Source organism: Micromonospora sp. DT178, from assembly GCF_049841695.1.
Lineage (GTDB): Bacteria > Actinomycetota > Actinomycetes > Mycobacteriales > Micromonosporaceae > Micromonospora.
On sequence record NZ_JBNCKV010000004.1, the window covers coordinates 378,765 to 401,179 of the forward strand.

The 22,415-nt window shown below is 73.8% G+C and carries 18 protein-coding genes; 7 read left to right on the forward strand and 11 right to left on the reverse strand.

From position 1 onward, the window contains the following. Nucleotides 1-158: 158 nt before the first annotated feature. From ACLQ22_RS10365 to ACLQ22_RS10375, 3 genes are all read right to left on the reverse strand, one after another. A complete protein-coding gene (locus tag ACLQ22_RS10365; RefSeq protein WP_425692075.1) occupies nt 159-866 on the reverse strand; it encodes an HAD family hydrolase in 708 nt (235 codons plus the stop codon). 134 nt (nt 867-1,000) lie between these two features. Next, entirely contained in the window at nt 1,001-1,579 is a 579-nt protein-coding gene (locus tag ACLQ22_RS10370; protein WP_425692076.1) for a TetR/AcrR family transcriptional regulator, read from the reverse strand. Nucleotides 1,580-1,763: 184 nt separating this feature from the next. Further along, nucleotides 1,764-4,472, reverse strand: coding sequence for an MGH1-like glycoside hydrolase domain-containing protein (locus ACLQ22_RS10375; RefSeq protein ID WP_425692077.1), 2,709 nt, complete (start codon nt 4,470-4,472; stop codon nt 1,764-1,766). A gap of 42 nt (nt 4,473-4,514) precedes the next feature. On the opposite strand from ACLQ22_RS10375, the gene ACLQ22_RS10380 reads away from it, so the two are divergent. The 3 genes from ACLQ22_RS10380 to ACLQ22_RS10390 all read left to right on the forward strand — a co-directional run bounded on the left by ACLQ22_RS10380 (nt 4,515) and on the right by ACLQ22_RS10390 (nt 8,942). After that, on the forward strand, nt 4,515-6,458 hold the full coding sequence (locus tag ACLQ22_RS10380; RefSeq protein ID WP_425692078.1) for an amylo-alpha-1,6-glucosidase: 1,944 nt from the start codon (nt 4,515-4,517) through the stop codon (nt 6,456-6,458). A gap of 139 nt (nt 6,459-6,597) precedes the next feature. Continuing rightward, complete coding sequence (locus ACLQ22_RS10385; RefSeq protein WP_425692079.1) at nt 6,598-7,929, forward strand: glycosyltransferase family 4 protein; 1,332 nt, start codon at nt 6,598-6,600, stop codon at nt 7,927-7,929. A 203-nt stretch (nt 7,930-8,132) separates the two neighbouring features. After that, nucleotides 8,133-8,942: a metal-dependent hydrolase gene (locus ACLQ22_RS10390; RefSeq protein WP_088999461.1), complete on the forward strand. Its 810-nt coding sequence runs from the start codon at nt 8,133-8,135 to the stop codon at nt 8,940-8,942. A gap of 19 nt (nt 8,943-8,961) precedes the next feature. On the opposite strand, the gene ACLQ22_RS10395 is transcribed toward ACLQ22_RS10390, so the two are convergent. After that, complete coding sequence (locus ACLQ22_RS10395; RefSeq protein WP_425692080.1) at nt 8,962-10,026, reverse strand: phosphotransferase; 1,065 nt, start codon at nt 10,024-10,026, stop codon at nt 8,962-8,964. Continuing rightward, the gene (locus tag ACLQ22_RS10400) at nt 10,023-10,550 is read right to left on the reverse strand and encodes a hypothetical protein (RefSeq protein ID WP_425692081.1); all 528 of its coding nucleotides are present in this window, start codon (nt 10,548-10,550) and stop codon (nt 10,023-10,025) included. Before ACLQ22_RS10400 ends, ACLQ22_RS10395 begins: the two co-directional genes overlap by 4 nt. A gap of 296 nt (nt 10,551-10,846) precedes the next feature. Here ACLQ22_RS10400 and ACLQ22_RS10405 point away from each other — a divergent pair, with 296 nt between their 5' ends. Beyond that, complete coding sequence (locus ACLQ22_RS10405) at nt 10,847-11,431, forward strand: N-acetylmuramoyl-L-alanine amidase (RefSeq protein ID WP_425692082.1); 585 nt, start codon at nt 10,847-10,849, stop codon at nt 11,429-11,431. A 55-nt stretch (nt 11,432-11,486) separates the two neighbouring features. Here the strand turns inward: ACLQ22_RS10405 and ACLQ22_RS10410 are convergent, their stop codons facing one another. Both ACLQ22_RS10410 and ACLQ22_RS10415 read right to left on the reverse strand, forming a co-directional pair. Beyond that, nucleotides 11,487-12,080 carry a nucleotidyltransferase family protein gene (locus tag ACLQ22_RS10410; protein WP_425692083.1) on the reverse strand — a complete coding sequence of 198 codons (594 nt, stop codon included), beginning with the start codon at nt 12,078-12,080 and terminating at the stop codon, nt 11,487-11,489. Between the two features lie 195 nt (nt 12,081-12,275). Beyond that, the gene (locus ACLQ22_RS10415; RefSeq protein ID WP_425692084.1) at nt 12,276-13,088 is read right to left on the reverse strand and encodes an NAD(P)H-binding protein; all 813 of its coding nucleotides are present in this window, start codon (nt 13,086-13,088) and stop codon (nt 12,276-12,278) included. A gap of 80 nt (nt 13,089-13,168) precedes the next feature. Here ACLQ22_RS10415 and ACLQ22_RS10420 point away from each other — a divergent pair, with 80 nt between their 5' ends. After that, nucleotides 13,169-13,582 (forward strand): winged helix-turn-helix transcriptional regulator, encoded by a 414-nt coding sequence (locus ACLQ22_RS10420; RefSeq protein ID WP_425692085.1) that lies wholly within the window; start codon nt 13,169-13,171, stop codon nt 13,580-13,582. Nucleotides 13,583-13,597: 15 nt separating this feature from the next. On the opposite strand, the gene ACLQ22_RS10425 is transcribed toward ACLQ22_RS10420, so the two are convergent. Next, nucleotides 13,598-15,271: a bifunctional 3'-5' exonuclease/DNA polymerase gene (locus tag ACLQ22_RS10425; RefSeq protein WP_425692086.1), complete on the reverse strand. Its 1,674-nt coding sequence runs from the start codon at nt 15,269-15,271 to the stop codon at nt 13,598-13,600. A 159-nt stretch (nt 15,272-15,430) separates the two neighbouring features. On the opposite strand from ACLQ22_RS10425, the gene ACLQ22_RS10430 reads away from it, so the two are divergent. Beyond that, nucleotides 15,431-17,377 carry an ABC transporter transmembrane domain-containing protein gene (locus ACLQ22_RS10430; RefSeq protein ID WP_425692087.1) on the forward strand — a complete coding sequence of 649 codons (1,947 nt, stop codon included), beginning with the start codon at nt 15,431-15,433 and terminating at the stop codon, nt 17,375-17,377. Continuing rightward, nucleotides 17,374-19,104 (forward strand): ABC transporter ATP-binding protein, encoded by a 1,731-nt coding sequence (locus tag ACLQ22_RS10435; protein ID WP_425692088.1) that lies wholly within the window; start codon nt 17,374-17,376, stop codon nt 19,102-19,104. The genes ACLQ22_RS10430 and ACLQ22_RS10435 overlap by 4 nt, the downstream gene beginning before the upstream one ends. Before the next feature lie 11 nt (nt 19,105-19,115). Here ACLQ22_RS10435 and ACLQ22_RS10440 read toward each other — a convergent pair whose 3' ends face one another. The 3 genes from ACLQ22_RS10440 to ngcE are packed head-to-tail and all read right to left on the reverse strand — an operon-like array spanning nt 19,116 to nt 22,407. Beyond that, nucleotides 19,116-20,042, reverse strand: coding sequence for a carbohydrate ABC transporter permease (locus tag ACLQ22_RS10440; protein WP_425692089.1), 927 nt, complete (start codon nt 20,040-20,042; stop codon nt 19,116-19,118). After that, nucleotides 20,042-20,950 (reverse strand): carbohydrate ABC transporter permease, encoded by a 909-nt coding sequence (locus ACLQ22_RS10445; RefSeq protein WP_334606514.1) that lies wholly within the window; start codon nt 20,948-20,950, stop codon nt 20,042-20,044. The genes ACLQ22_RS10440 and ACLQ22_RS10445 overlap by 1 nt, the downstream gene beginning before the upstream one ends. A gap of 20 nt (nt 20,951-20,970) precedes the next feature. Beyond that, nucleotides 20,971-22,407 (reverse strand): N-acetylglucosamine/diacetylchitobiose ABC transporter substrate-binding protein, encoded by a 1,437-nt coding sequence (gene ngcE, locus ACLQ22_RS10450; RefSeq protein WP_425692090.1) that lies wholly within the window; start codon nt 22,405-22,407, stop codon nt 20,971-20,973. Nucleotides 22,408-22,415: the final 8 nt, after the last annotated feature.

Consider the following 22,415-nt stretch of genomic DNA (forward strand, 5'->3'; position numbering starts at 1 on the left):
ACGGACAAGGACGAAGCGGGGCCGAACCAGCGTGATTGATGCCAAGGTGAAAATGCGGCATGTCGACGTAACGCGGCCCCCCTGGCAAACGCTGTTTCCCGTCGAGGCGACAAGTGCGTCCGGCGCGTCGCCGCCGCTCCCCGTGGCCCGGGCCCGGCTCAGAAGTGGCGCAGCAGTTCGGGGAACGCGGACAGCCGTAGCACGCCCGGGTCGGCCGGGTCCAGCTCGTCGTGCTCCAGTACCCAGGTGTTCTCGTTGGGGATGAACACGGCGTTCAGCCCGGCGGCGCGGGCGGGCCGGATGTCGGACTTCGGCGAGTTGCCGATCATCCAGGTGACGGCGGGGTCGACGCCGTGCTCCCGGGTCAGCCACCGGTAGGTGTCGACGTCCTTCTCCCGCACGATGTGCGCGGCCCGGAAGTGGTGCAGCAGCCCGGAGGCGTCGAGCTTGCGCTGCTGCTCCTCGCGTTCGCCCTTGGTCAGCAGCAGCAGCTCGTGCCGGGCGGCCAGGGCGTCCAGCGCCTCGGCCACCCCCGGCATCAGCTCGACCCGGTGCGCGACCAGGGCGGCGGCCAACTCCTCGATCTCGCGCCGCTCCGCCTCGGTCGCGGGCCGCTGCCGAAGCCGCTCCAGGCACTCCCCCAGGCTGCGCAGGAACACCTTGCTGCCGTAGCCGTGCGCGACCGCGTTGGCCCGCTCGATGTCGTCCAGGATGGCCCGGGTCTCGGCCCGGTCGAGGGTGGGATGGTCCAGCCACTCCAGGAAGTCGTCGATCACCCGCTCGAACAGGACGTTGTTCTCCCAGAGCGTGTCGTCGGCGTCGAAGACGAGCACCTGCCCGTCGCGCCGGCGCGGCGTGTCCCCCATGCCTCCCCTCCCCGCGATGCGGCTCCGAGCCAAGCTGGCGGGGGCGCATCCATCTGATCTTGGACAGTTCCCGTGCGGTGCGCACCGTAACTGTCCAGGATTCCGAGCGGCAAGCGGGTTGTGAGGCCGCGCGGTCATGGGTTGGCGAGCAGCCTCGCCATGATCATTTCCTCGCGCTGTTCCTGCTTGTCCGGGCGCAGCCGCCCGCCCCGGGTGAGCATGACCGTGCCGTGCAGCAGCGCCCAGCCGAGCTCGGCGAGGGTGTCGGGGTCGCGGCCGGCAGCCAATGGCGTCAGGGCCGAGCGCAGCTCGGCGAAGGCCGCCCGGGGCGCCCCGGGCCCCGGGTCGCGGCCCAGGGTGAGGTCCGAGGTGTGGGCGAGCATCGCGTCGTAGACCTCGGGACTGGCGTACGCGAAGTCCAGGTAGGCCGTCACCACGGCCGGCCACTCCCCGCGTTCGCCCCCGGTGGCGGTGTCCCGGGCGGCGGCGAGCACGGCGGCCAGATCAGCGAAGCCGCGCACCGCCACGGCGGACATCAACGCGGCCGGGTCCGGGAACCGACGGTAGACGACCTCGATGTCGACCCCGATCCGCTCGGCCAGCCGGCGGTGGGTCACCGCCGGCCATCCCTCGGCCTCGGCCAACTGGCGAGCGGCCAGGACCACGCGCTCCCGCTCGCCCGGCGCGGCGTCTGCTCCCTCTGCTGGCGACACGCCGCCGATGCTAGCGACCGTCACCACCCGTAAGGGACTCGCGACGGATTGGCGACTCTGCGCCTGGCTGACCGCCGAGGATCGGGCCGGTCGAGCCGCGCCAGGACGAGCCGGGCGGGACGGGCGTGGCGGGACAGGACGAGCCGTGCGCGGCGGGACAGGACGAGGGCGGCGGGACGGGCCGTCAGCGGCGCAGGGTGAGGATCAGGTCAGCGACCAGGGCCGTCCAGCCGGTCTGGTGCCAGGCGCCCAGCCCGGCGCCGTTGTCGCCGTGGAAGTACTCGGGGAAGCAGATCAGGTCCCGCCAGTCCGGGTGGGTCTGGAAGAGCTGGGCGGCGCCGTAGATCGGCCGCCGGCCCCAGCCGTCGCGGGTGAACAGCGAGATCAGCCGCGCGGAGAGGTCGTCGGCGATCTCGTCGAGGGTCCGCTTCACCCCCGACCGCGTCGGATACTCCACCTGGAGGTCGTCGCCGAAGAAGGCGGCGTAGTCGCGCAGCGCGCTGATCAGCAGGAAGTTGGTCGGCATCCAGATCGGGCCGCGCCAGTTCGAGTTGCCCCCGAACAGGCCGCTGGTCGACTCGGCCGGTTCGTAGCCGACGCTGAACTCCTGGCCGCCGAGGGTCACCGAGAACGGCTTGTCGAGGTGCGCCCGCGACAGCGTGCGCAGGCCGTACTCGGAGAGGAACTCGTCGGTGTCGAGCATCCGGGCGAGCAGCCGGACGATCTGCTCCGGGCCGACCATGGACAGCAGCCGGTGCTGGCGGCCGTCGGGGCCGAGCCGCCGGGCGCCGATGACGTCGGCGTACTCGGGGCGGTTGGCGAGGAACCAGCGCAACCGGGCGTGCAGCTCGGGCAGCCGGTGCAGGGTGTGGGCGGTGAGCCGGGTCGTCGCGGCCAGGGGCAGCAGGCCGACGACCGAGCGGACCCTCAGGGGCACCTTCGAGCCGTCGGCGAGGCGCAGCACGTCGTAGAAGAACTCGTCCTCGGCGTCCCACAGGCCCTGCTCGTACGCGGCGGCGGCGATGTAGGCGAAGTGCTCGAAGAACTTGGTGGCGGTGTCGACCCACGTCCGGTCGTGCTCGGCCAGCACGACGGCGATGTCCAGCAGATTCAGCGCGTACATGGCCATCCAGGCCGTGCCGTCGGACTGCTCCAGCACGCCGGCCACCGGCAGCGCCGCCGAGCGGTCGAACGGGCCGACGTTGTCCAGCCCGAGGAAGCCGCCCTCGAAGACGTTGTTGCCGACGGTGTCCTTGCGGTTGACCCACCAGGTGAAGTTGAGCAGCAGCTTGTGCATCACCCGGGCCAGGAAGTCGTGGTCCCGGCTGCCGTCGATCTCGAAGACCTTCAGCGCCGCCCACGCGTGCACCGGCGGGTTCACGTCGCCGAACGCCCACTCGTACGCGGGGATCTGGCCGTTGGGGTGCAGGTACCACTCGCGGAGCAGGAGCAGCAGCTGCTCCTTGGCGAAGCCGGGGTCGACCCGGGCGATGCTGACGCAGTGGAAGGCCAGGTCCCAGGCCGCGTACCAGGGATACTCCCACGGGTCCGGCATGGAGATCACGTCGAAGCTCGTCATGTGCCACCAGGCGCTGTTGCGCCCGTGCCGGCGACCCGAGGGAGGCGGCGGGGAGCCAGGATCGCCCTCCAGCCAGCGCTTGACGTCGAAGTGGTAGAACTGCTTGCCCCACATCAGCCCGGCGATCGCCTGCCGGGCGATCAGGGCCTCGTCCGGTGTCGCGGCGGCCGGGATGACCCCGGCGAAGAACCGGTTCGCCTCGGCCCGCCGGGCCCACACCACCGCGTCGAAGCCGTCGCCGAGGTCTGCCGGCGGTGGCGGGGTGCCACCGGGCGGCGGGGCGGTACGGGTCAGCCGCAGCCGGATGCGCCGCTGCGCCCCGGCCGGCACGTCCAGCACGTAGTGCAGCGCGCCCTTGGTGCCCTCCCGGTCCGGGTTGACCGTCGGGGCGCCGTCGACCACGTGGTCGTTGATGCCGTCCTTCGGGTACGGGGAGCGGCCGGGCAGCCCCCAGAGCCGCTCGGCGTTGGTGTCGTTGTCGCAGAGCAGCGGCGTGGGCTCGCCGTCGCCCTCGAGCAGCAGCTGACCGAGCACCCGGTGCTCGCCGACGAGCCGCGACCCCTCGCCGACCAGCCGGGGCACCCGGTCACCGCCGGGCAGCCCCCACGCCCAGGTGTTGCGGAACCAGAGGGTGGGCAGCACGTGCAGGGTGGCCGCCCGGTCGCCCCGGTTGGCGACGGTGACGACGACGCACAGGTCCGTCGGGGTGGCCTTGGCGTAGTCGACCGTCACCGCCCAGTACCGGTCGTCGTCGAAGATGCCGGTGTCGACCAGCTCGTACTCGGTGTCGTCCCGGCCGCGCAGCGCGTTGACCGCGACCAGCTCGTCGTACGGGAAGGCGGCCTGCGGGTAGTGGTAGCGCCAGCGCATCCACGAGTGGGTGGGGGTGGAGTCCTCGTACCACCAGTACTCCTTGGCGTCCTCGCCGTGGTTGCCGCCGTCGCCGCCGAGGCCGAACATCCGCTCCTTGAGGATCGGGTCCCTGCCGTTCCACAGGGCGAGGGCGAAGCAGAACGTCTGCCGGTCGTCGCAGACGCCCGCCATGCCGTCCTCGCTCCACCGGTAGGCTCTGGACCGCGCGTGGTCGTGCGGGAAGTAGTCCCAGGCCGTACCGTGCTCGCTGTAGTCCTCCCGTACCGTCCCCCACGCCCGCTCGGACAGATAGGGACCCCATGCGCGCCAGTCCTGCTCCCCGGCGTCGGCCTGAGCCAGCCGGAGCCGTTCGGGGTCGGGCGCGGAGTCGTCGGGGGTCGGCACGTCGGTGATCACTCGCACATCTTCGACGCCGACGGGGGACTTCACCACAGGAGCCATTCTCGTCGTGGCGTGTTGCACCCCGCCGCCGGTGGAGGAAAGTTGATCGACATTCGCTTCGGCCCGCAGGTCTGCGGCGACCTGACCGGTGGCGCCGCCCGGGAGTGGCTGGTCACCGACGGTCTCGGCGGCTACGCCACCGGCACGGTGAGCGGGCTGCGCACCCGTCGGTACCACGGACTGCTCGTGGTGGCCGGCGAGACGCCGGCGTCCCGCCGCGTGGGACTGGTCGGCCTGGACCCGGCCGTGTTGTTCCCCTCCGGCGCCCGCGTACGCCTGGGCGCGCACGAGTGGGCCTCCGGCGACGTCGACCCGCGCGGCTTCGAGCTGCTGGAGCGGTTCGACCTGACCGACGGCCTGCCCCGGTGGCGCTGGCGCATCGGCGACGTCGTGATCGAGCGGGAGCTGGCAATGACGCACGGCCGCTCCTGCGTCGCCGTCGTGCACCGGCTGGTCTCCGGCGGGCCGGTGCGCCTCGACCTGGCGGCGGTCTGCACCTGGCGCGACGCGCACGGCGAGCGCCGCGCGGACGGCCCGGACCCACGGGTGGAGCCGGTGCCGGGCGGGGCCGTGGTCGAGGGCGCGTTCCGGCTCGCCGGGCCGGACTGGACCCCGCAGGGCCAGTGGTGGCTCGGCGCGCACCACCGGGAGGAGGCGGCGCGGGGCCTGAACCCCGACGAGGACCTCTGGTACGCGGGCCGGTTCTCGGGCGGGCTGGAGCGCCCGGGCGACACGGTGTCGGTGCTCGCCTGGGCCGGCGAGCTGGCCGAGGAGCCGCCACCGGCGACCGAGGTGATCGCGGCGGCCCGGGCCCGCCACCGGCGCGTGGTGGCCGCGGCGAAGCCGGCCGACCCGGTCGAGGCGACGCTCACGCTGGCCGCCGACGCGTTCGTGGTCCGCACCTCCACCGGTCCGGACGTGGTGGCCGGCTATCCGTGGTTCGGCGCCTGGTCGCGCGACACGATGATCTCCTACGAAGGGCTGTTCCTCTGCACGAACCGGGCCGACGAGGGCCGGGAGCTGCTGCGGGCGTACGCGGCGACGCTGTCGGAGGGGATGCTGGCCAACACCGCCGACACCGGGCGGGTGGAGTACAACACCGTCGACGCGACCCTGTGGTTCCTGCACGCGGTCAGCCGGCACGTCACCGTCACCGGCGACACCGACCTCGGCGACGAGCTGCTGCCCGCGCTGCACGGGGTGGTCGACGCGCACCTGGCCGGCACCCGGTTCGGCATCGCCGTCGACCCGGCCGACGGGCTGCTCACCCAGGGCGGCACCCCCGGCACGGCGCTGACCTGGATGGACGCCCGGGTGTACGGGGTACCGGTCACCCCGCGTACAGGCAAGCCGGTGGAGGTCAACGCGCTCTGGGTCAACGGGCTGGCCGGCCTGGCCGAGCTGACCGAGCTGGCGGGGCGGGACGCGCGCGAGCTGTGGCGGCTGCACGAGCGGGCCGGCGCCGCGTTCCGGGACCGGTTCCCGGCCCCGACGGGCTGGCTGCACGACGTGGTGGACGCGCCCGCGCCGGCGTACCCGCTGGGTGGCGCCGCGCACCACGACGACGACCTGCTCCGCCCCAACCAGCTGCTGGCCTGGTCGCTGCCGTACGCCCCGCTGGAGCCCGACGAGCCCACCGTGCGCCGGGTCGCCGGCGGGCTGCTCACCCCGCTGGGCCCGCGCAGCCTCTCCCCCGACGCGCCCGAGTTCGTCGGTCGGCACCGGGGCGGTCCGGCCGAGCGGGACGGCGCTTACCACCAGGGCACCGTCTGGCCCTGGCTGCTCGGCCCGTACGCCGACGCCGCCCGGCGGGCCAAGATGCCGGTCGATGACCTTTTCGTCGGCATCGAGGCCCATCTGACCGAATATGGCCTAGGATCGGTGAGTGAGACGGCCGACGGCCTCGCGCCGCACGCCGCCACCGGGTGCCCGTTCCAGGCGTGGTCGGTCGCCGAGCTGCTGCGCGCCCGCAGGAATGGCCGGTAGCGCTTTACACGACCGCAACGGCGGCGTCTCCGCCGGTTAGCCAGCCACCAGCAGGATGGGTCCCGATCCAGTCGCGACCGTCACGGGCACCGCTCCGGTGCCGTCGGCGCGCACCCGGGGACAACTCAAAGGGGGCCGCATGTCACCTGACGCCGACGTGATCGACATCCATCCCGCCCGGCCGCAGCGGGTGCTGATGCTCTCGTGGGAGTACCCGCCGGTCCTGGTCGGCGGGCTCGGCCGGCACGTGCACGCCCTCTCGGTCGCCCTCGCCGCCGCCGGGCACGAGGTCACCGTCGTCACCCGCCACACCGACGGCGCGCCCCTGGAGGAGTACGCCGACGGCGTCCGCATCGTCCGCGCCGCCGAGGACCCCGTCACCTTCCCCCTGGCCACCTCCTCCCTGCTCGCCTGGACCATGGCCTTCAACCACACCCTCACCCGCGCCGCGCTGCGCGCCACCGAGGCCGGCACCTACGACGTCATCCACGCCCACGACTGGCTCGTCGCCCACACCGCCATGACCCTGCGCGAACACCTCGACATCCCGCTGGTCAGCACGATCCACGCCACCGAGGCCGGCCGGCACCAGGGCTGGCTGCCCGACGAGATGAACCGCACCATCCACGGCGTCGAACACTGGCTGAGCAACGCCTCCGCCCGGGTGATCGCCTGCTCCGGCTACATGCGCGACCAGGTCACCACGCTCTTCGACGTGCCGGCCGGGCAGATCGACGTGGTGCCCAACGGCGTCGACGACCGGGCCTGGCGTGCCAGGCCGGGGGCGGTCACCGCCGCCCGGGCCCGGTTCGCCGGCGACGGCCCGCTCGTCGGGTACGCCGGCCGGCTGGTCTACGAGAAGGGCGTGCAGCACCTGGTGCACGCCGTGCCGTACCTGCGCGACCGGCACCCCGGGCTGCGGGTGGTGATCGCGGGCGACGGCCCCTACCGCGCCGAGTTGGAGGAGCAGACCCGCCGCCTCGGGCTCGGGCAGACCGTACGATTCGCGGGCTTTCTCGACTCCACGCGGCTCCCCGCGCTGCTCGGCGCCACCGACGCGACCGTGGTGCCGAGCCTCTACGAGCCGTTCGGGATGGTGGCCCTGGAGGCCGCGGCGGCCGGCGCGCCGCTGGCCGTGGCCCGCACCGGCGGCCTCGCGGAGATCGTCGAGCCGGGCGTGACCGGGGTGACCTTCCCGCACAGCGATCCGGGCGCCCTCGGCGAGGCGGTCGACCAGATCCTGGGCGACGAGGTCTTCGCCCGGCGGGTGGCCCGGCGGGCGCGCGCCATGGTCGGCCAGCGGTACGGCTGGGCGACCATCGCCGCCCGGACCGCCGGCACGTACGCGACGGCGTGCCGCGAGCACGGCCCGACGCAGGCCCGGCGCGCCGCCGCCCGGCTCGGCGGAGCCCGTCAGAAGATCACCATCCCGGAGGGGAACCTGCTCGCCGTCGGCGGCGCCGTCCGCTGAGCGGCCCGTCGCCGCCTCCCCGCCGTCCGATGGCCGACAGACCGGTCCCGTCCGCCGCCCGGCGACGGCATACTTCCTGCCGGTGACCCACCCCTCCCCGCCACCGTCCCCGATGGACCGTCCGGGCGATGCCCCTGCGGAGCGCCGGCGAACTACAGTGGCGTAGTTTTGGCGCTCAAGATCCCTGGGGAGGGTGAGCCGACATGATGGGACCGTCGCACGCGCTGTCCGGCGCGGCGGTGTGGCTGGCCGGGTCCTGGGCGCTGCAACAATTCGCCGACTACCACCAGTCGCCGCTGGAACTCGCCGTCGGCACCGCGGTCTGCGCCGGTGGGGCGCTCTTCCCCGACCTCGACCTGTCCGGCAAGGTGACCCGCAACCAGGGCGGGGCGACCGTCGCCCGCACCTTCGGCGTGTTCTCGCTCTTCATCGCCGAGGTGATGGAGAAGGTCTCGCTCGGGGTCTACTACGCGACGAAGCTCAGCAAGGATCCGCGCCGCAACAACGGCCACCGCACGTTGACCCACACCATCCCGTTCACCCTGCTGGTCGGCTGGGGCACCACCACGCTCTGCGCCGCGTACGGCAAGTGGGCCGTCATCGGCATCCTGTTCTTCATGTTCGGCCTGGCGCTGCGCGGCCTGTTCGACAAGTGGGCCGAGCGCGCCGGCTGGGTCATCGTCACCCTGGCGTCGGCCGCCGCCGCCTGGTACACCTTCGCCAACCTGCCCGGCGGCCGGGGCTACCCGCTGATCGGCACCGCCGTGGGGGTGGGCTGCTTCGTGCACATCCTCGGCGACATGATCACCCGGGCCGGGGTGCCCATCCTCTGGCCCATCCCGATCAAGCGTCGGATGTGGACGCCGATCGGGCTGCCGAACAAGATCGCCCTGCGGGCCGGCGGCAAGACCGAGGTGGTCGTCGTCCGGACCGTGCTGACCGCGATCTCGGTGCTCGCGGCGGCCGGGCTGGTCGCCCCGTCGGTGCTGCAACGCTTCAACATCGACGTCTGACGGCCATTCCCGCGCCCGGTCAGTCCAGCGCCTCGGCGGCCCAGCGGGCGAGCAGTTCCAGCACGGGCCGGCGGCCCACCATCATCTCCGCCTCGTCGCGGGCGTCGTAGGTGCCACTGATGGCAGACCGGCCCAGCCGGCCGAGCATCATCGGCGCCAGCCAGAAGTACTTGGCCGCCCCCGTGAGCCGGACGGCCCGGGCCACCTCCTCCGGCGCGACGGCGCCGCGTAGCCCCTCGGCGTACCGGTCGAGCACGGTGGCGACCACCTCGTCGAGCAGCGCGACGTCGACCAGCCCGTCGAGGAAGGTGTCCAGCACCAGGTTGGCCGCGTCCTCGCCGACCGGCCCCGGGCCGACGCCGGACCAGTCCAGCAGGACCGGGCCGCCGGCGGTGAACACCAGGTTCATCGGCCAGCAGTCGTGGTGGCAGAGCGTACGCGGCAGCCGGTCGGTGGCGGCCAGCACCTCGTGCCGCCGGTCCCACAGCGCCCGCAGCGCGTCGCGCAGGGGGCCCGGCCAGGCGGCGACGGCGACCGGGTGCTCCCACGGCACCGGCGCGGCCACCGGGCGGCTCAGCGTGTAGTCGCGCAGCCAGTCGCGCGCCAGCCACTCCGGCGGCCGACGGCCGGGCGACAGCTCCCGTGCCTCGGGGTCGCCGAGCCGGCGGGCGTGCCCGACGCCGAGCCGGACGGCCACCTCGCCGAGGTCGGCCGGCGTGCAGGCGATGCCCGGCCGACCGTCCGCCTCGGACAGCCACAGCGCCACCGAGCCGTCCGGCCGGTCGTCGACCGCCAGCGGCGTCGGCGCGGCCAGCCCGGCGTCGGCGTACGCGGCGGTGGCCAGGCCGCTGCGGTACGCCTCGACCTCGCGGCGCCAGTAGTTCCAGTGCCCCGGATCGTCGCTGCCGGCCCAGTGTGCCGGGCCGGGGCGGCCGGGCGGGGTGAGAAGTTTCAGCACGGCCGACCGCCCGTCCCGGCGGGTGCGCCAGATGCCGCCGGTCACCCCGTTGAGCGTGTTGTGGGTGAGCTGCTCGGCCGGCGTGTCGGCGGGGACCAGGTCGGTCGGCGGGCGGGACGCGGTCACGGGGCCTCGGGACCGCCGGGATGGGCCACCGGGGACGCGGACGGGGCGAGCGTGACCGGCGAGCCGGGGCGGCTCCGGCGGGCCAGCCACCCGGTCGCCGCCCGTGTCACCCGCACCACGGCCGCGTGGGCCACCACCGGGCCAAGCGCGACCGCCGTCGTGAGGAACCAGGCCAGCGCCGCGTCGGCGACGACCGCCCCGGTGACGGCCGCGATGCCGGCGACGTACTGGCCGACGAGGAACACGGCCACCCCGCAGGCCGCCAGCGTGCGGGCGAACGCGCCACGGCGGGCGAGGGCGACGTCGCCGATGACGACCGCCGGCACCACCACGAGCAGCACCAGGACGGCACCCGGCAGGGCGGCGTCCAGCACCATGAAGGGCCTGGCCGGTGGCTCGCCCGGGCCGGCGTCGGCGACCAGGGCCAACGCGAGCCGCGCCAAGAGGCCGAACGACCCCTCGGCGACGTACACCAGCCAGGCGGCGACCGCCCCGGCGACGTGCCGGATCAACGTTCCGATCATCGGCGGACCTCCCCCGCGTCAGCGGCCCGCCGCCGTGTGCCACGGCGGCGGACGCCGCGCCCGCCGACGCTAGCGGAACAGGGCCCTGGCGTGGGGGCAGTGGCGGGACCGGACGGCCGTCGACGGGGTGCGGGCCGAGCGAACGACCCGTCCGGGCCGACCCGCCGTCAGCGACCTGCCCCAGGCCCACGATCAGTTGACCGAATCGCCAGGAACGGGAGCGGGACGACGCTACGTTCAGGTTGTCGAGCCGCCGGCCGGCCAGCCGAGCCGACGTCCGCCGGAAGGAGCGTCCGATGGCCCTCTGGACCGATCTCGCGAGTTGGCGGGGCCCCACCCAGAACCGGGTCCCGAACGGCATGGTGGAGGTGCGCGGCCTGGTGGTGCACATCGCCGACGGCACCTATGAGGGCACCATCAGCCACCAGCGGGACCCGAGCACCGAAAACTCCTCGCACTTCATCGTCAGTCGTGACGGAGACATCGCGCAGATGGTCGACACCGCCGACAAGGCCTGGACCCAGAGAGCCGGCAACGGGCACTGGCTCTCGGTGGAGTGCTCCGGGTTCAGCGTCGACAGCCCGCACCACGCCAGCCATCCCGGCTGGGAGAGGCTGACCGGCAAGCAGATCGCCGCCATCGGCCGGATCTTCGCCAAGGTGCACCAGGTGTTCGGCGTCCCTCTCGCCCTGACGGCCGACCCGTCGGGCACCGGCCTCGGTCACCACAGCATGGGGAGTCCGGCCTGGGGGCACGACAAGTGCCCCGGCCCTCCGGTCATCGCGCAGAAGCCGGACATCCTGGCCGCCGCCCAACGAATCGTCAGTCCGTCCGGGCCCACGCCCGCACCGGGCCTCGTCGTACGGCGTGCCGCGCCCTGACGGCCCCCGGGCCGCGCGCGGCTGTTTCCGGCAGCCGGCGGTCGACACCGGCCACCTAGGCGCCGAGGCGCTGGGGTGGGACGGTCAGCCCGTAGAGCGCCATCAGTTCCGGGGTGTCGACCCGGCTGCCGTCGGCCACCGAGTCGCAGGAGATGTCGACGATCTGGTCCTTGTGCGCGAGCAGGTAGGGCCGGGCGCCCACGTCAGCGCTGGCCAGGGTGGCGATGCCGGACCAGTGCCGGCGTCCGAACAGCATCGGGTAGCCGCGCAGCCCGTCGTAGGTGGCGCAGACCAGCACGTCGGGGTACGGCAGCGCGACCACCCGACGCACGGCGGTGGCGGTCAGGCCGGGCATGTCGACCGGCACCACCACGACCGCCTCGATGCCCTCGTCGTCGAGTGCGGCGAGGCCGGCCCGGATGGACGAGCCGACGCCGGTCCCCCACGCCCGGTTGATCACCACCGTGGCCAGGCTCAGGTCCGCCGTCTCGCGGACCTGGTCGGCCGCGGCGCCGAGCACGACCACGATCCGCTCGCAGCCCGCCTCGGTCATCGTGTCGATCATCTGGTTCACCAGGGGCTTCTCCCCCTGGTGCAGCAGCGCCTCGGGGCCGCCGATGCGGCGCCCCCCGCCCGCGGCGATGATCATTCCTGCGATCCGGTTCAGCTGGGCCCCCTCCACCGTGGAGCGGACCGTGGCGCGAGGACACGGCCCGCTCCGTCGTACGGACATCGGGAGCAACGAGGACAAGGCGGACCGGGTAGCGGGGCGAAAAGGGGAAATAGTGCAACTGTTACCGGCCCGGCACCACATCGCATCACCCGTCACGGGCTGTGCGTACGGTCAGGACGGCGCCCCGGCGGCGGCCACCGCGACCGGCATCGGGTCGCGGGGCGGACGCGACAGCAGGCGCGCCAGGTCGCCGTCGGTCCGCGCGAGGAACCCGGCCGCCGTAGCGGAGTAGATCGACATGAGCATGGCCGGCTGGAACGGCAGCAGGCCCGGGCCCGCCAGGGTGGCACGCCGCTCACCCAACGACACCGGGCGGTAGGGCACGCCCAGCTCGGCGGCCAGACCGGCCGCGGTGAGCGCGACGGGCCCGGTCAGCTCGTACGTGCGGCCGCGGTGGGCGGCGGGGTCGGCGGCCACCCGCACGGCGGCATCGGCCAGATCCTGTCGGGCCACGGCGGCCAGCGCTCCCGTGCCGAACGGGGCCGTGACCGCGCCGTCGACCGGGGCGGCCAGCTGACCGAACAGCTCGGCGTAGAGCCCGTTGCGCAGGACCGTCCAGCCCAGCCGGCTCTCCCGCAGCCGACGCTCCGTCCACCGGTGCGCGAGCGCGAAGGCCAGGTGGTCGCCGGCGCCGACCAGGCTCGTGTAGACCACGTGCGCCACCCCGTGCCGCTCCGCGGATGCGATCACCCGGTCATGGCGGGCGATGACGACGTCGTCCTCGCCGTAGCCGGCGGAGACCAGCACCAGCACGCGTACGCCCGCCAGGTCCGGCCCCGCCGGGTCGTCGAAGTCCACGACCCGCCCGGCGGCGCCGAAGCGACCGGGGGTACGGGTGCCGGCGAGCGGAGCCAGGCCCCGCTCGGCCAGCCCGGCGTGGATGAGGGAACCCAGGTGCCCGGAGGCGCCGGTGACCAGCAGCATGAGGGAGCCTTTCGGTGGTACCGAATCGGAACTAACCTCATCGTCGGAAACCACGGCAGCGGCCACAAGGAGGCACTTCGATGTCGGCAGGGCACACGGCGGTAACCGAAGCGCTCGCGCCCTGCGGCCTGCCGGAGCATCCGGACTGCGGCATCCGCGACGTCCTCGACCGCATCGGCGACAAGTGGTCGGTGCTCGCGATCGTCGAACTCTCCTCCGGCGTCCGCCGGTTCCGGGAGCTGCAACGGGCCATCCACGGCATCTCGCAGCGGATGCTCACCCTGACCCTGCGCCGCCTGGAGCGCGACGGGCTGGTGCTGCGCACCGCGTACCCGACCGTCCCGGTGACCGTGACCTACGAGCTGACCGAGCGCGGCAGGAGCCTGACCCACCTGGTGCGGCAGTTGGCCGACTGGTCGCTGGCGCACAAGGACGCCATCGCCGAGTCGCGGCACGCGTGGGACGCCGCCAACCCCGGATCCGGCGTCTCCTGACCCGGGCGGGAGCCGTCACGCCGCGTCGGCGTAGCAGTCCACGATGGACAGGTCCAGCGGGAAGCGGACCGGGGTGTCGCCGAAGAGCAACGCGGCGGCCTGCGCACCGCACCGGGTGACCGCGTCGGCGACCGCGTCGGCCCGCTCCGCCGGGCAGTGCACGATCACCTCGTCGTGCTGGAAGAAGACCAGCTCGCCGCCGGCGTCGGCGAGCCGGCCGCGCAGCGTCGCCAGCAGGGTCGAGGCCCACTCGGCGGCGGTGGCCTGGATGACGAAGTTGCGGGTGAACCGCCCCCGGGAGCGGGCCGCCCGCGCCCGCGGGGACTGCGGGTCGCCGCCGCCGTCGGGGAGGTCGGCCTCGGCGTCGCCGAACCCTGCCGTGCCGGGCGGGCAGGTGCGCCCGAGCCAGGAGCGGACCAGCCCGCCGGCCTCCCCCGTGCGGGCGGCCGCCTCCACGTAGCCGAAGGCCGTCGGGTAGTTGCGCCGCAGCACCGCCAGCGCCGGCACCGCCGCCCCGCCGGTCTGCCCGTACATCGCGCCGAGCAGCGCCACCTTGGCCCGGGGCCGGTCGCCGCCGAAGGCGTCCTGGGCGAGGGCGGCGTAGAGGTCGCCGGCACCACCGGCGGCGGCGAGCCGGGCGTCGCCGGAGACCGCGGCGAGCACCCTCGGCTCCAGTTGGCCGGCGTCGGCGACCACGAACCGCCAGCCCGGATCGGCCACCACCGCCCGCCGGATCACCTTGGGGATCTGCAACGCGCCGCCGCCCCGGGTCGCCCAGCGGCCGGAGACGACCCCGCCCGGGACGTACTCCGGCTGGAACCGGCCGTCGCGCACCCAGGCGTCGCGCCAGGCCCAGCCGTGCGCCGTCCAGATCCGGTAGAGCTCCTTGTATTCCAGGACCAGCGGCACCGCCGGGTGGTCCACCCCGCGCAGCACCCAGGCCCGGGTGTTGGGCAGGTCCACCCCGGCCCGGGCGAACGCCCGCAGCAGCTCCGCCGGGGAGTCGGTGTGCAGCTGGCGTACGCCGAACGCGTCGGCGATCCGCGCGGCCAGCTCGGCCAGCCGGCGCGGCGGGCCGCCCACCGGCGACGGCTCGCCGAGCAGCTCGGCGAGGATCTCGTCGTGCACGTCGGCCCGCCAGGGCAGCCCGGCGGCCCCCATCTCCACGGCGATCAGCGCGCCGGCCGACTCGGCGGCGACCAGCAGCCGGAACCGGCCGGGATGCTCGGTCGCGGCGATCCGGGCGAGCTGGTCGGCGTAGACGCGGGTCAGTGCCTCGACGCCGGGGCCCGCCGGGCCGGGCAGGGCGTCGAAGAGCGCGCCCTGGCCGTGGCCAGGCGGCGCGGCCGGACGGGGCGGCGGATCGGGCGGCACCGGCGCGCCGGTCAGCCGGGCCCAGGCCGCCGCGAACGAGCGGGGCTCACCCCAGCGGCCGGCGTGGCCGAGCAGCAGGGCCTCGGTCAGCTCGACGTCGTGGCAGCGCTCGACCCGCACCCCGGCGCGCAGCAGCGCCGGGTAGACGGCCGCGCCGGAGGCCCACACCCAGCGCGGCCGGTCCGCCGCCTCGCGCGCCGCGACGGCCGCGGCCAGGTCGCTGACCGGCCGCACCGGGCCGACGGGCAGCCCGGCGGCGTCGAGGGATTGCAGCGCTCCCCCGCCCCGCTCGTCCGAGACCACCGCCACCAGCACGGATGCGATTCTGCCTCGCCCCTGCGACACTTCACGCGCCGGCCACCCGCGCGCCCCGGGCCGATCAGGTCGACCGCGACCGCCGGCGACGAGACATCGGCGGGCGGTTCCGGCGGAAACGGGGCGGTGCGGCGGTGCCCGGCTCGTTAGCGTAGGCCGGTGCCACCACGGATCCCCCATCCCGAGCCCGGCACTCCGGACGTCCGGGGCCCGTTGCGGTACCTGTGGTGGCTGGTCCGCTCCCAGCCGTGGCGGGTGCTGCGCGGCAGCCTGTTCGGCACGGCCTGGATGACCGCCCTGTCGGTCCGGCCCTACCTGATCTCCCGCGCCGTGGACGACGGACTGCGCACCGGCGACACCCGGGCCCTGGCCCAGTGGGTGGCGGCGATCGTCGTCGCCGGCGTGGCGCTGTCCTGGCTGGGCATCATGCGGCACCGCACGATGACCTTCATCCGGGAGGACGCGAAGGCGCGCTCCGCCGCCGTGGTGCTCCGCCAGCTGTCCCGGGTCGGCGCCGTGCTGCCGCGCCGGGCCGCGGCGGGCGAGGTGGCCACGGTCGGCGGCACCGACATCGACCGGGTGGCGCAGGTGATGACGGTGACCGGGCCCGGCGTCGGCGCGGTGGTCGCGTACCTGGTCGTCGCCGTCGTGCTCTGGTCGATCTCGCCCCTGCTCGCGCTATGCGTGCTGGTGGGCGTGCCGTCGGTCGTCCTGGTCGTCGCTCCCCTGCTGCGCCGGCTGGAGCGGGCGGAGTCGGTCTACCGGCAGCAGCAGGGTGACCTAACCGCCCGGTCGGGCGACATCGTGGCCGGGCTGCGGGTGCTCGCCGGGGTGGGTGGCCGGGGCCTGTTCGCCCACCGGTACGCGGCCCGCTCCCGCGACCTGCTCGTCGAGGGATACCGGGTCGGCGCCGTGAACAGCTGGATCGACGCGGCGACGGTGGCCGTCCCCGGGCTGTTCCTCGCGGCGGTGGTGTGGCTGTCGGCCCGGATGACGGTCACCGGCGACATCAGCGTCGGGGAACTGGTCGCCGTCTACGGCTACGTCGCGACACTCGTCGTGCCGGTCTGGTTCCTGTTGGAGGGCGGCCACCAGCTGATCCGGGGCCGGGTCGCGGCCCGCCGGATCGTCGCCCTGCTCGCCGTCACGCCGGACGACGTCGGCGGGCCGCGCGACACACCGACCCCCGCCGGCGCGGCGACGGTTCCCGGCAGCCGGCAGCGGGCCCGCCCCGCCGCCCCGGTCCCGGCCCCCGGCGGCCCCGCCACCTCGCTCCCGGCCCCCGGCAACCCCGCCGTTCCCGTCCCGGCCCCCGCCGGCCCCGCCACCTCGCTCCCGGCCCCCGGCAACCCCGCCGTTCCCGTCCCGGCCCCCGCCGGCCCCACCGGCCCGCTCGCGGCCCCCGGCGGCCCCGCCGACCTGCACGACCGGTCGAGCGGGCTGACCGCCCGGGCCGGCCGCCTCACCGCGGTGGCCGCCGCCGACCCGGCCGACGCCCTCGCCCTGGCCGACCGGCTCGGCCGGTACACCGTCAGCGACGCCACCTGGGGCGGCGTGCCGCTGACCGGCGTCGCTCTGAAGCAGGTGCGGGCCCGTATCCTGGTCGCCGACCACGACGCCTACCTGTTCGCCGGGACACTGCGGGAGGTGTTGCGCGGGGCCCGGCCCGACGGTGACCGCGAGCGGATCGCCTCCGCCCTGCACGCCGCGTCGGCCGAGGACGTCGTCGACGCCCTGCCGCGCGGGCTCGACACCCCGCTGGACACCCGCGCCCGCTCCCTCTCCGGCGGCCAGCGGCAACGGATCCGGCTGGCCCGGGCGTTGCTCGCCGAACCGGAGGTGCTGATCCTCGTCGAGCCGACCTCGGCGGTGGACGCGCACACCGAGGCGCGGATCGCCGAGCGGCTGCGCCGCGCGCGGGCCGGGCGGACCACGGTCGTGCTCACCACCTCGCCGCTGCTGCTGGGGCGGGCCGACGAGGTCGCGCACCTGGTCGCGGGGCGGGTCGCCGCCACCGGCACCCACGCCGACCTGCTCGACCGGGACCCGGGCTACCGGCGGCTCGTGGCCCGTGGCGACGCCGACGCCGAGCAGGCGCTGCGGTGAGCGGGCTGCCGGTCGCCGACCGGGCCACCGTGCGCCGGGCGACACGCGGGCTGATCGCCCGGGACCGGCGCGCCGTCGCGGTCGTGCTGGCGCTGCACGCGACCGCCACGGTCGCCGGGCTCGCCCCGCCGTGGCTGCTCGGCACCATCGTCGACCGGGTGTCCGCCGGGGCCGGCGTCGCCACCGTCGACCGGCTCGCCCTGGCGATCGGCGGGGCCGTGCTGGTCCAGACGCTGCTGTCGCGGTACGCGCGGTACGCCGGCCACCGCTTCGGCGAGCGCGCCGTGGCACGGCTGCGCGAGGAGTTCGTCGAACGGACGCTGAACCTGCCCGTCGGCGTCGTCGAGCGCGCCGGCTCCGGGGACCTGGCGACCCGCAGCTCGGTCGACGTGGCGACGGTCGGCACCACCGTCCGGGACGTGGTGCCCACCATCGTCATCGCCTCGGTGCAGTTGACGCTGCTGTTCGGCGCGGTGTTCCTGCTGCACCCGCTGCTCGGGCTGGCCGCGCTCGCCGGGCTGCCGCCGATCGCGCTGGTGACCCGGTGGTACCTACGGCGCGCCAGCCCGGCGTACCTGGCCGAGGGGGCGGCCGCCGCCGAGCTGACCGAGACGCTGACGACCACCGCGGAGGGCGCCCGTACGGTCGAGGCGTTGCGCCTCGCCGACGAACGGATCGGGCACGGCACCGCGCGCATCGCCCGGATCTGGGGCGCCCGGCGGGCGACCCTGGCGCTGCGCACCGTGTTCTTCACCGTGGTGGAGGCCAGCTACCCGCTGCCCGTGGCCGCGCTGCTGCTGGTCGGTGGGCTCCTGCTCACGCGGGGCGAGGTGTCCCTCGGCGCGGTGGTCACCGCCACGCTCTACCTGCAGCAGGCCATCGAGCCGCTGGACCGGATCCTCCAGTGGACGGAGCAGGCGCAGCGCGGGTTCGCCTCGTTCGCCCGGGTGCTCGGCGTCGGCCAGGTGCCGCCGGAGCGGCCCGGCCGGGCCGCCGCGCCGGTGGACGAGCGGCTGGTCGTCCGGGGAGCCCGGTTCGCGTACGGCGGCGGACCCGACGTGCTGCACGGCATCGACCTCGAGGTGCGGCCCGGCGAGCGGTTGGCGCTCGTCGGGCCGTCGGGGGCCGGGAAGTCCACCCTGGCGCGGCTGCTCGCCGGGATCGACGCGCCCCGGGAGGGGGTCGTCAGCGTCGGCGGTTGCCCCGTGACCGACCTGGACCCGGCCGAGCGCCGGCGGCGCATCGCCCTGGTCACCCAGGAGCACCACGTCTTCATCGGCTCGCTACGCGACAACCTCGCGTTCGCCGCCCCGGACGCCTCCGACGACCGGATGCGCGCGGCGCTGGCCACGGTCGGCGCAGACTGGTACGCCCGCCTGCCCGACGGCCTGGACACCCCGCTCGGCGACGGGGCGCACCAGCTCGGGGCGGCCGAGGCCCAGCAGCTCGCGCTGGCCCGGCTGGTGCTCGCCGACCCGCACACGCTGATCCTCGACGAGGCGACCGCCGCTCTCGACCCGACCACCGCCCGGCGCACCGAGCGGGCCCTGGCCGCCCTGCTCACCGGGCGGACCGTCATCGCGATCGCGCACCGCCTCAACACCGCCCACGACGCCGACCGGGTGGCGGTGCTGGAGGGGGGCCGGATCACCGAGCTCGGCAGTCACGACGAGCTGGTCCGGGCCGACGGCCCGTACGCCGCCCTGTGGCGTTCCTGGCACCCCTGACCCGCCCGGGTCTACTTCACCGCCCCGGAGGTGAGACCGGACTGGATCTGGCGCTGGAAGATCGCGTACACGACGATCATCGGGAGGATGGCGATGGTCAGGGCGGCGAAGAGGCCGGACCAGTCCGCCTCGTAGCCGGCGTTCACCGAGATGTCCGCGATGCCCTGGGTGAGCACCCACTTGTCCTTGGCGTTGGAGAGCAGCACGAGCGGCAGCTGGTACTGCCCCCACTGGCCGATGATGTTGAAGATCCCGACGCTGATCAGGCCCGGCTTCGCCATCGGCATCATCACCTGGAAGAACAGCCGGGTGTGCGAGCAGCCGTCGATCATCCCCGCCTCGGCGACCGACGACGGCAGCGTCTTGAAGAACGCGGCCAGGAAGAACACCGTGAACGGCAGCGAGTAGGCGATGTAGACCAGCACCACCCCGGTGTGGGTGTCCAGCAGTCCCAGGTTCTTCACCACGAAGAAGAGCGGTACGAGGGCCAGGAAGACCGGGAAAGCCAGCCCCGAGACGAACAGGTAGTAGATCGCCCGGTTGCCCCAGAACTTGTAGCGCGCCAGCACGTACGCGGCCATCGAGCCGAGCAGCATGGTGCCGAAGGTGCTGCACGCCACCACGATCACGCTGTTGAGGAAGTAGCGCCCGACGTTCGCCTTGGTCCACGCCCGGGCGTAGTTCTCGAACCGTAGCTCCGCCGGCATGGTCCACGGACTGCTGAAGATCTCCGTGGTGTTCTTGAACGAGGCGAGGAAGGTCCAGAGGATCGGCACGATCACGATCACCGCCCAGACGGCGAGCGCCACGTGCCCGAGGTTGGCGAGGAGCCGTACCTCCCGTCGGCCCCTGCCTCCGCGCCCACCCGCGGCGCCCGGCTTCACGGTCTTCGGCGGTAGCGCCGCCGGTGTCGGCGGCAGCGTCGTCTGCGGGTTCATCAGTACTCCACGCTTTCCCGCTTGGTCAGCCGCAGCGTCAACGCCGCGAACGTGAGGGTGAGGAAGAACAGCGCCACGCCCATTGCCGAGGCGTAGCCGTACTTCGAGTAGACGAAGGCGTTGCGGTAGATCTCCATCGCCAGGACGGTGGTGGCGCCGTCCGGGCCGCCGCCGTCCACCGAGAGCACCGAGACAATGGCGAACGCGTCGAACGCGGCGATGCCCAGATAGACCCAGGCGACCTGGAGGGTGTCCCAGAGCAGCGGCAGGGTGACCCGGAAGAAGAGCGTCACCCGGCTCGCCCCGTCCACCTCGGCGGCCTCGTAGATCTCGCCGGGGATGGAGGCCATGCCCGCCGAGAAGAGCACCACGTAGAAGCCGACCGCCTGCCAGACCAGCACGCCGATGATCGACCAGAGCGCCAGGTTCGGCCGGACCAGGAAGAGCACCGGGTCGAAGCCGAGCTTCATCAGCACGCCGTTGATCAGGCCGGACTCGTTGGGCCGGTAGACCATCTGGAACAGCACCGCGATGATGGCCACCGCCAGGACCTGGGGGAAGAAGAACACCACCCGGTAGAACTTCGACCCCCAGACCCCCTGGCGTTGCCCACCGCTGCTCTTGCCGCCCACGTTGAGCAGGAACGAGAAGAACAGGGCGATGGCGATGGTGATCAGCGGCAGGGCAAGCAGCAGTACGCCGTGGTGCTGGACCGCCTTCCAGAAGTTGTCGTCGTCGAACAACCTCCGGAAGTTGTCGAAGCCCACCCACTGCGGGGCCGAGAGCCCTCGCCAGTTGGTCATCGAGATCTGGAACGCCTGCGCGTACGGCGCGATGACGAAGACCACGTACAGCGTGACCGGGACGAAGAGGAACCCGATCACGAACGGATACTTGCCGTGCCGCATGACCCCTACGCTCCGATCGATCAGCGCTTGAACTTGGTGATGGAGCTGTCCTTCTTGATCGCGTCGGCGCGCTTCTGGATCCGCTCCACGAAGGCGTCGGCCTTGATCCGGCCGAACATCAGCTCGTTGGTGGCCGTGCGCGCCTCCGTGTCGAGCTCCTTGTACCAGCCGTCGAAGTACAGGTTGAACACGTCCTGACCGGCGGCCTTGAGCGCGGCCTGCGAGCTGGCCACGCCGGGCGGGAAGGCGAAGCCCTCCGAGCCGGCGGTGACCACGGTCGGGGCCTTGACCACCTCGGTGAAGCCCTTCGCGCCGGCCACCGAGAGCATCTGGCGCATGTACTCCAGGCCGCCCTTGGGGTTCTTGCTCTTGGCCGAGACGAAGTAGCCCTCACCGGCGGTCGCCCGCAGCGCCGTCGCCGGCAGCTTGTCGGAGGCGGACAGGCTCGGCACGGGCATGAGCTGGTAGTCGAAGCCGGACGGCGTGTCCTTCTTCTGCTCGCCCTCCAGCCAGTCGCCGCTGGGGTAGAACGCCAGCTTGTACTGGTTCTGCCGCAGCTGCACGTCGGTGTGCTTGAGCCCCTCGAAGCTCTTGTCGACGTACTTGGCGCCGATCTCGGCCCACGCCGCGGCGGCCTGCTTGACCGCGTCCTGCTGCCAGGCGCCGTCCTCCAGGTTGTCGATGTTCTTCAGCACGTCCGTGCCGCCGATCTTCGCCGCGTGGGTGAGGATCACGTTCCACTGGTAGTACGCGGCGTTCGCCCCGGCGTAGCCGTACGGGGTGATGCCCTTGGCCTTGATCTTGTCGAGCAGGGCGGTGAACTCCGACCAGTCCTTCGCCGGCGCCCAGCCGTTGTCCTTGAACAGCTTGCCGGAGTACCAGATGCCGAAGACGGTGGAGACGTAGTACAGGACGTACGGCTTGCCGTTGAACGACCCGGCCTCGACGGTGCCCGGCACCACGGTGTCGCGGACCTTCTTGCTGGGGTCGTCGACCGACGGGGCGTCCCACAGCTCGGTGAGGTCCTGAAGCTGGCCGTCGGCGACCAGGGCGCCGAAGTCCATCAGCTTCTCGCCGGAGTTGTTCACGAACTCCGGCGGGTTGCCCGAGGCGAACCGCGGTTGGAGCACCGTGGACACGGCCTGGGTCGACTGGTGCTTGACCTCGGCCTTCGGGAACGCCTTCTTGTACAGCGGCTGGTGCACGTCGGTGGCGTACTTCTCGCCGTAGCCACCGTTGAAGATGACCACCTCGATGGGGGCGTCCTCGGCGACACCGAGCGGGTTGGTGGCGCTCTTGGTGCCGCCCGCGACCTGCTCGTTCTTCTCGTCGCCGCCGCTGGTCGCGCAGGCGCTCAGCAGGCCGGCGGCCGGGGTGGCGAGCAGGCCCACCGCGGCGGCCCGACGCAGCACGGTCCGGCGGCTCAGGTCGGCCGGGTTGTCGGGGGTAATCGACATAGTCGTCT

Coding starts and splice junctions, on each gene's coding strand:
- ACLQ22_RS10365 (WP_425692075.1), bottom strand. CDS start 866: ATGGGGGACACGCCGCGCCGGCGCGACGGGCAGGTGCTCGTCTTCGAC.
- ACLQ22_RS10375 (WP_425692077.1), bottom strand. CDS start 4,472: ATGGCTCCTGTGGTGAAGTCCCCCGTCGGCGTCGAAGATGTGCGAGTG.
- ACLQ22_RS10385 (WP_425692079.1), top strand. CDS start 6,598: ATGTCACCTGACGCCGACGTGATCGACATCCATCCCGCCCGGCCGCAG.
- ACLQ22_RS10390 (WP_088999461.1), top strand. CDS start 8,133: ATGATGGGACCGTCGCACGCGCTGTCCGGCGCGGCGGTGTGGCTGGCC.
- ACLQ22_RS10400 (WP_425692081.1), bottom strand. CDS start 10,550: ATGATCGGAACGTTGATCCGGCACGTCGCCGGGGCGGTCGCCGCCTGG.
- ACLQ22_RS10405 (WP_425692082.1), top strand. CDS start 10,847: ATGGCCCTCTGGACCGATCTCGCGAGTTGGCGGGGCCCCACCCAGAAC.
- ACLQ22_RS10410 (WP_425692083.1), bottom strand. CDS start 12,080: ATGATCATCGCCGCGGGCGGGGGGCGCCGCATCGGCGGCCCCGAGGCG.
- ACLQ22_RS10415 (WP_425692084.1), bottom strand. CDS start 13,088: ATGCTGCTGGTCACCGGCGCCTCCGGGCACCTGGGTTCCCTCATCCAC.
- ACLQ22_RS10420 (WP_425692085.1), top strand. CDS start 13,169: ATGTCGGCAGGGCACACGGCGGTAACCGAAGCGCTCGCGCCCTGCGGC.
- ACLQ22_RS10440 (WP_425692089.1), bottom strand. CDS start 20,042: ATGAACCCGCAGACGACGCTGCCGCCGACACCGGCGGCGCTACCGCCG.
- ACLQ22_RS10445 (WP_334606514.1), bottom strand. CDS start 20,950: ATGCGGCACGGCAAGTATCCGTTCGTGATCGGGTTCCTCTTCGTCCCG.
- ngcE (WP_425692090.1), bottom strand. CDS start 22,407: ATGTCGATTACCCCCGACAACCCGGCCGACCTGAGCCGCCGGACCGTG.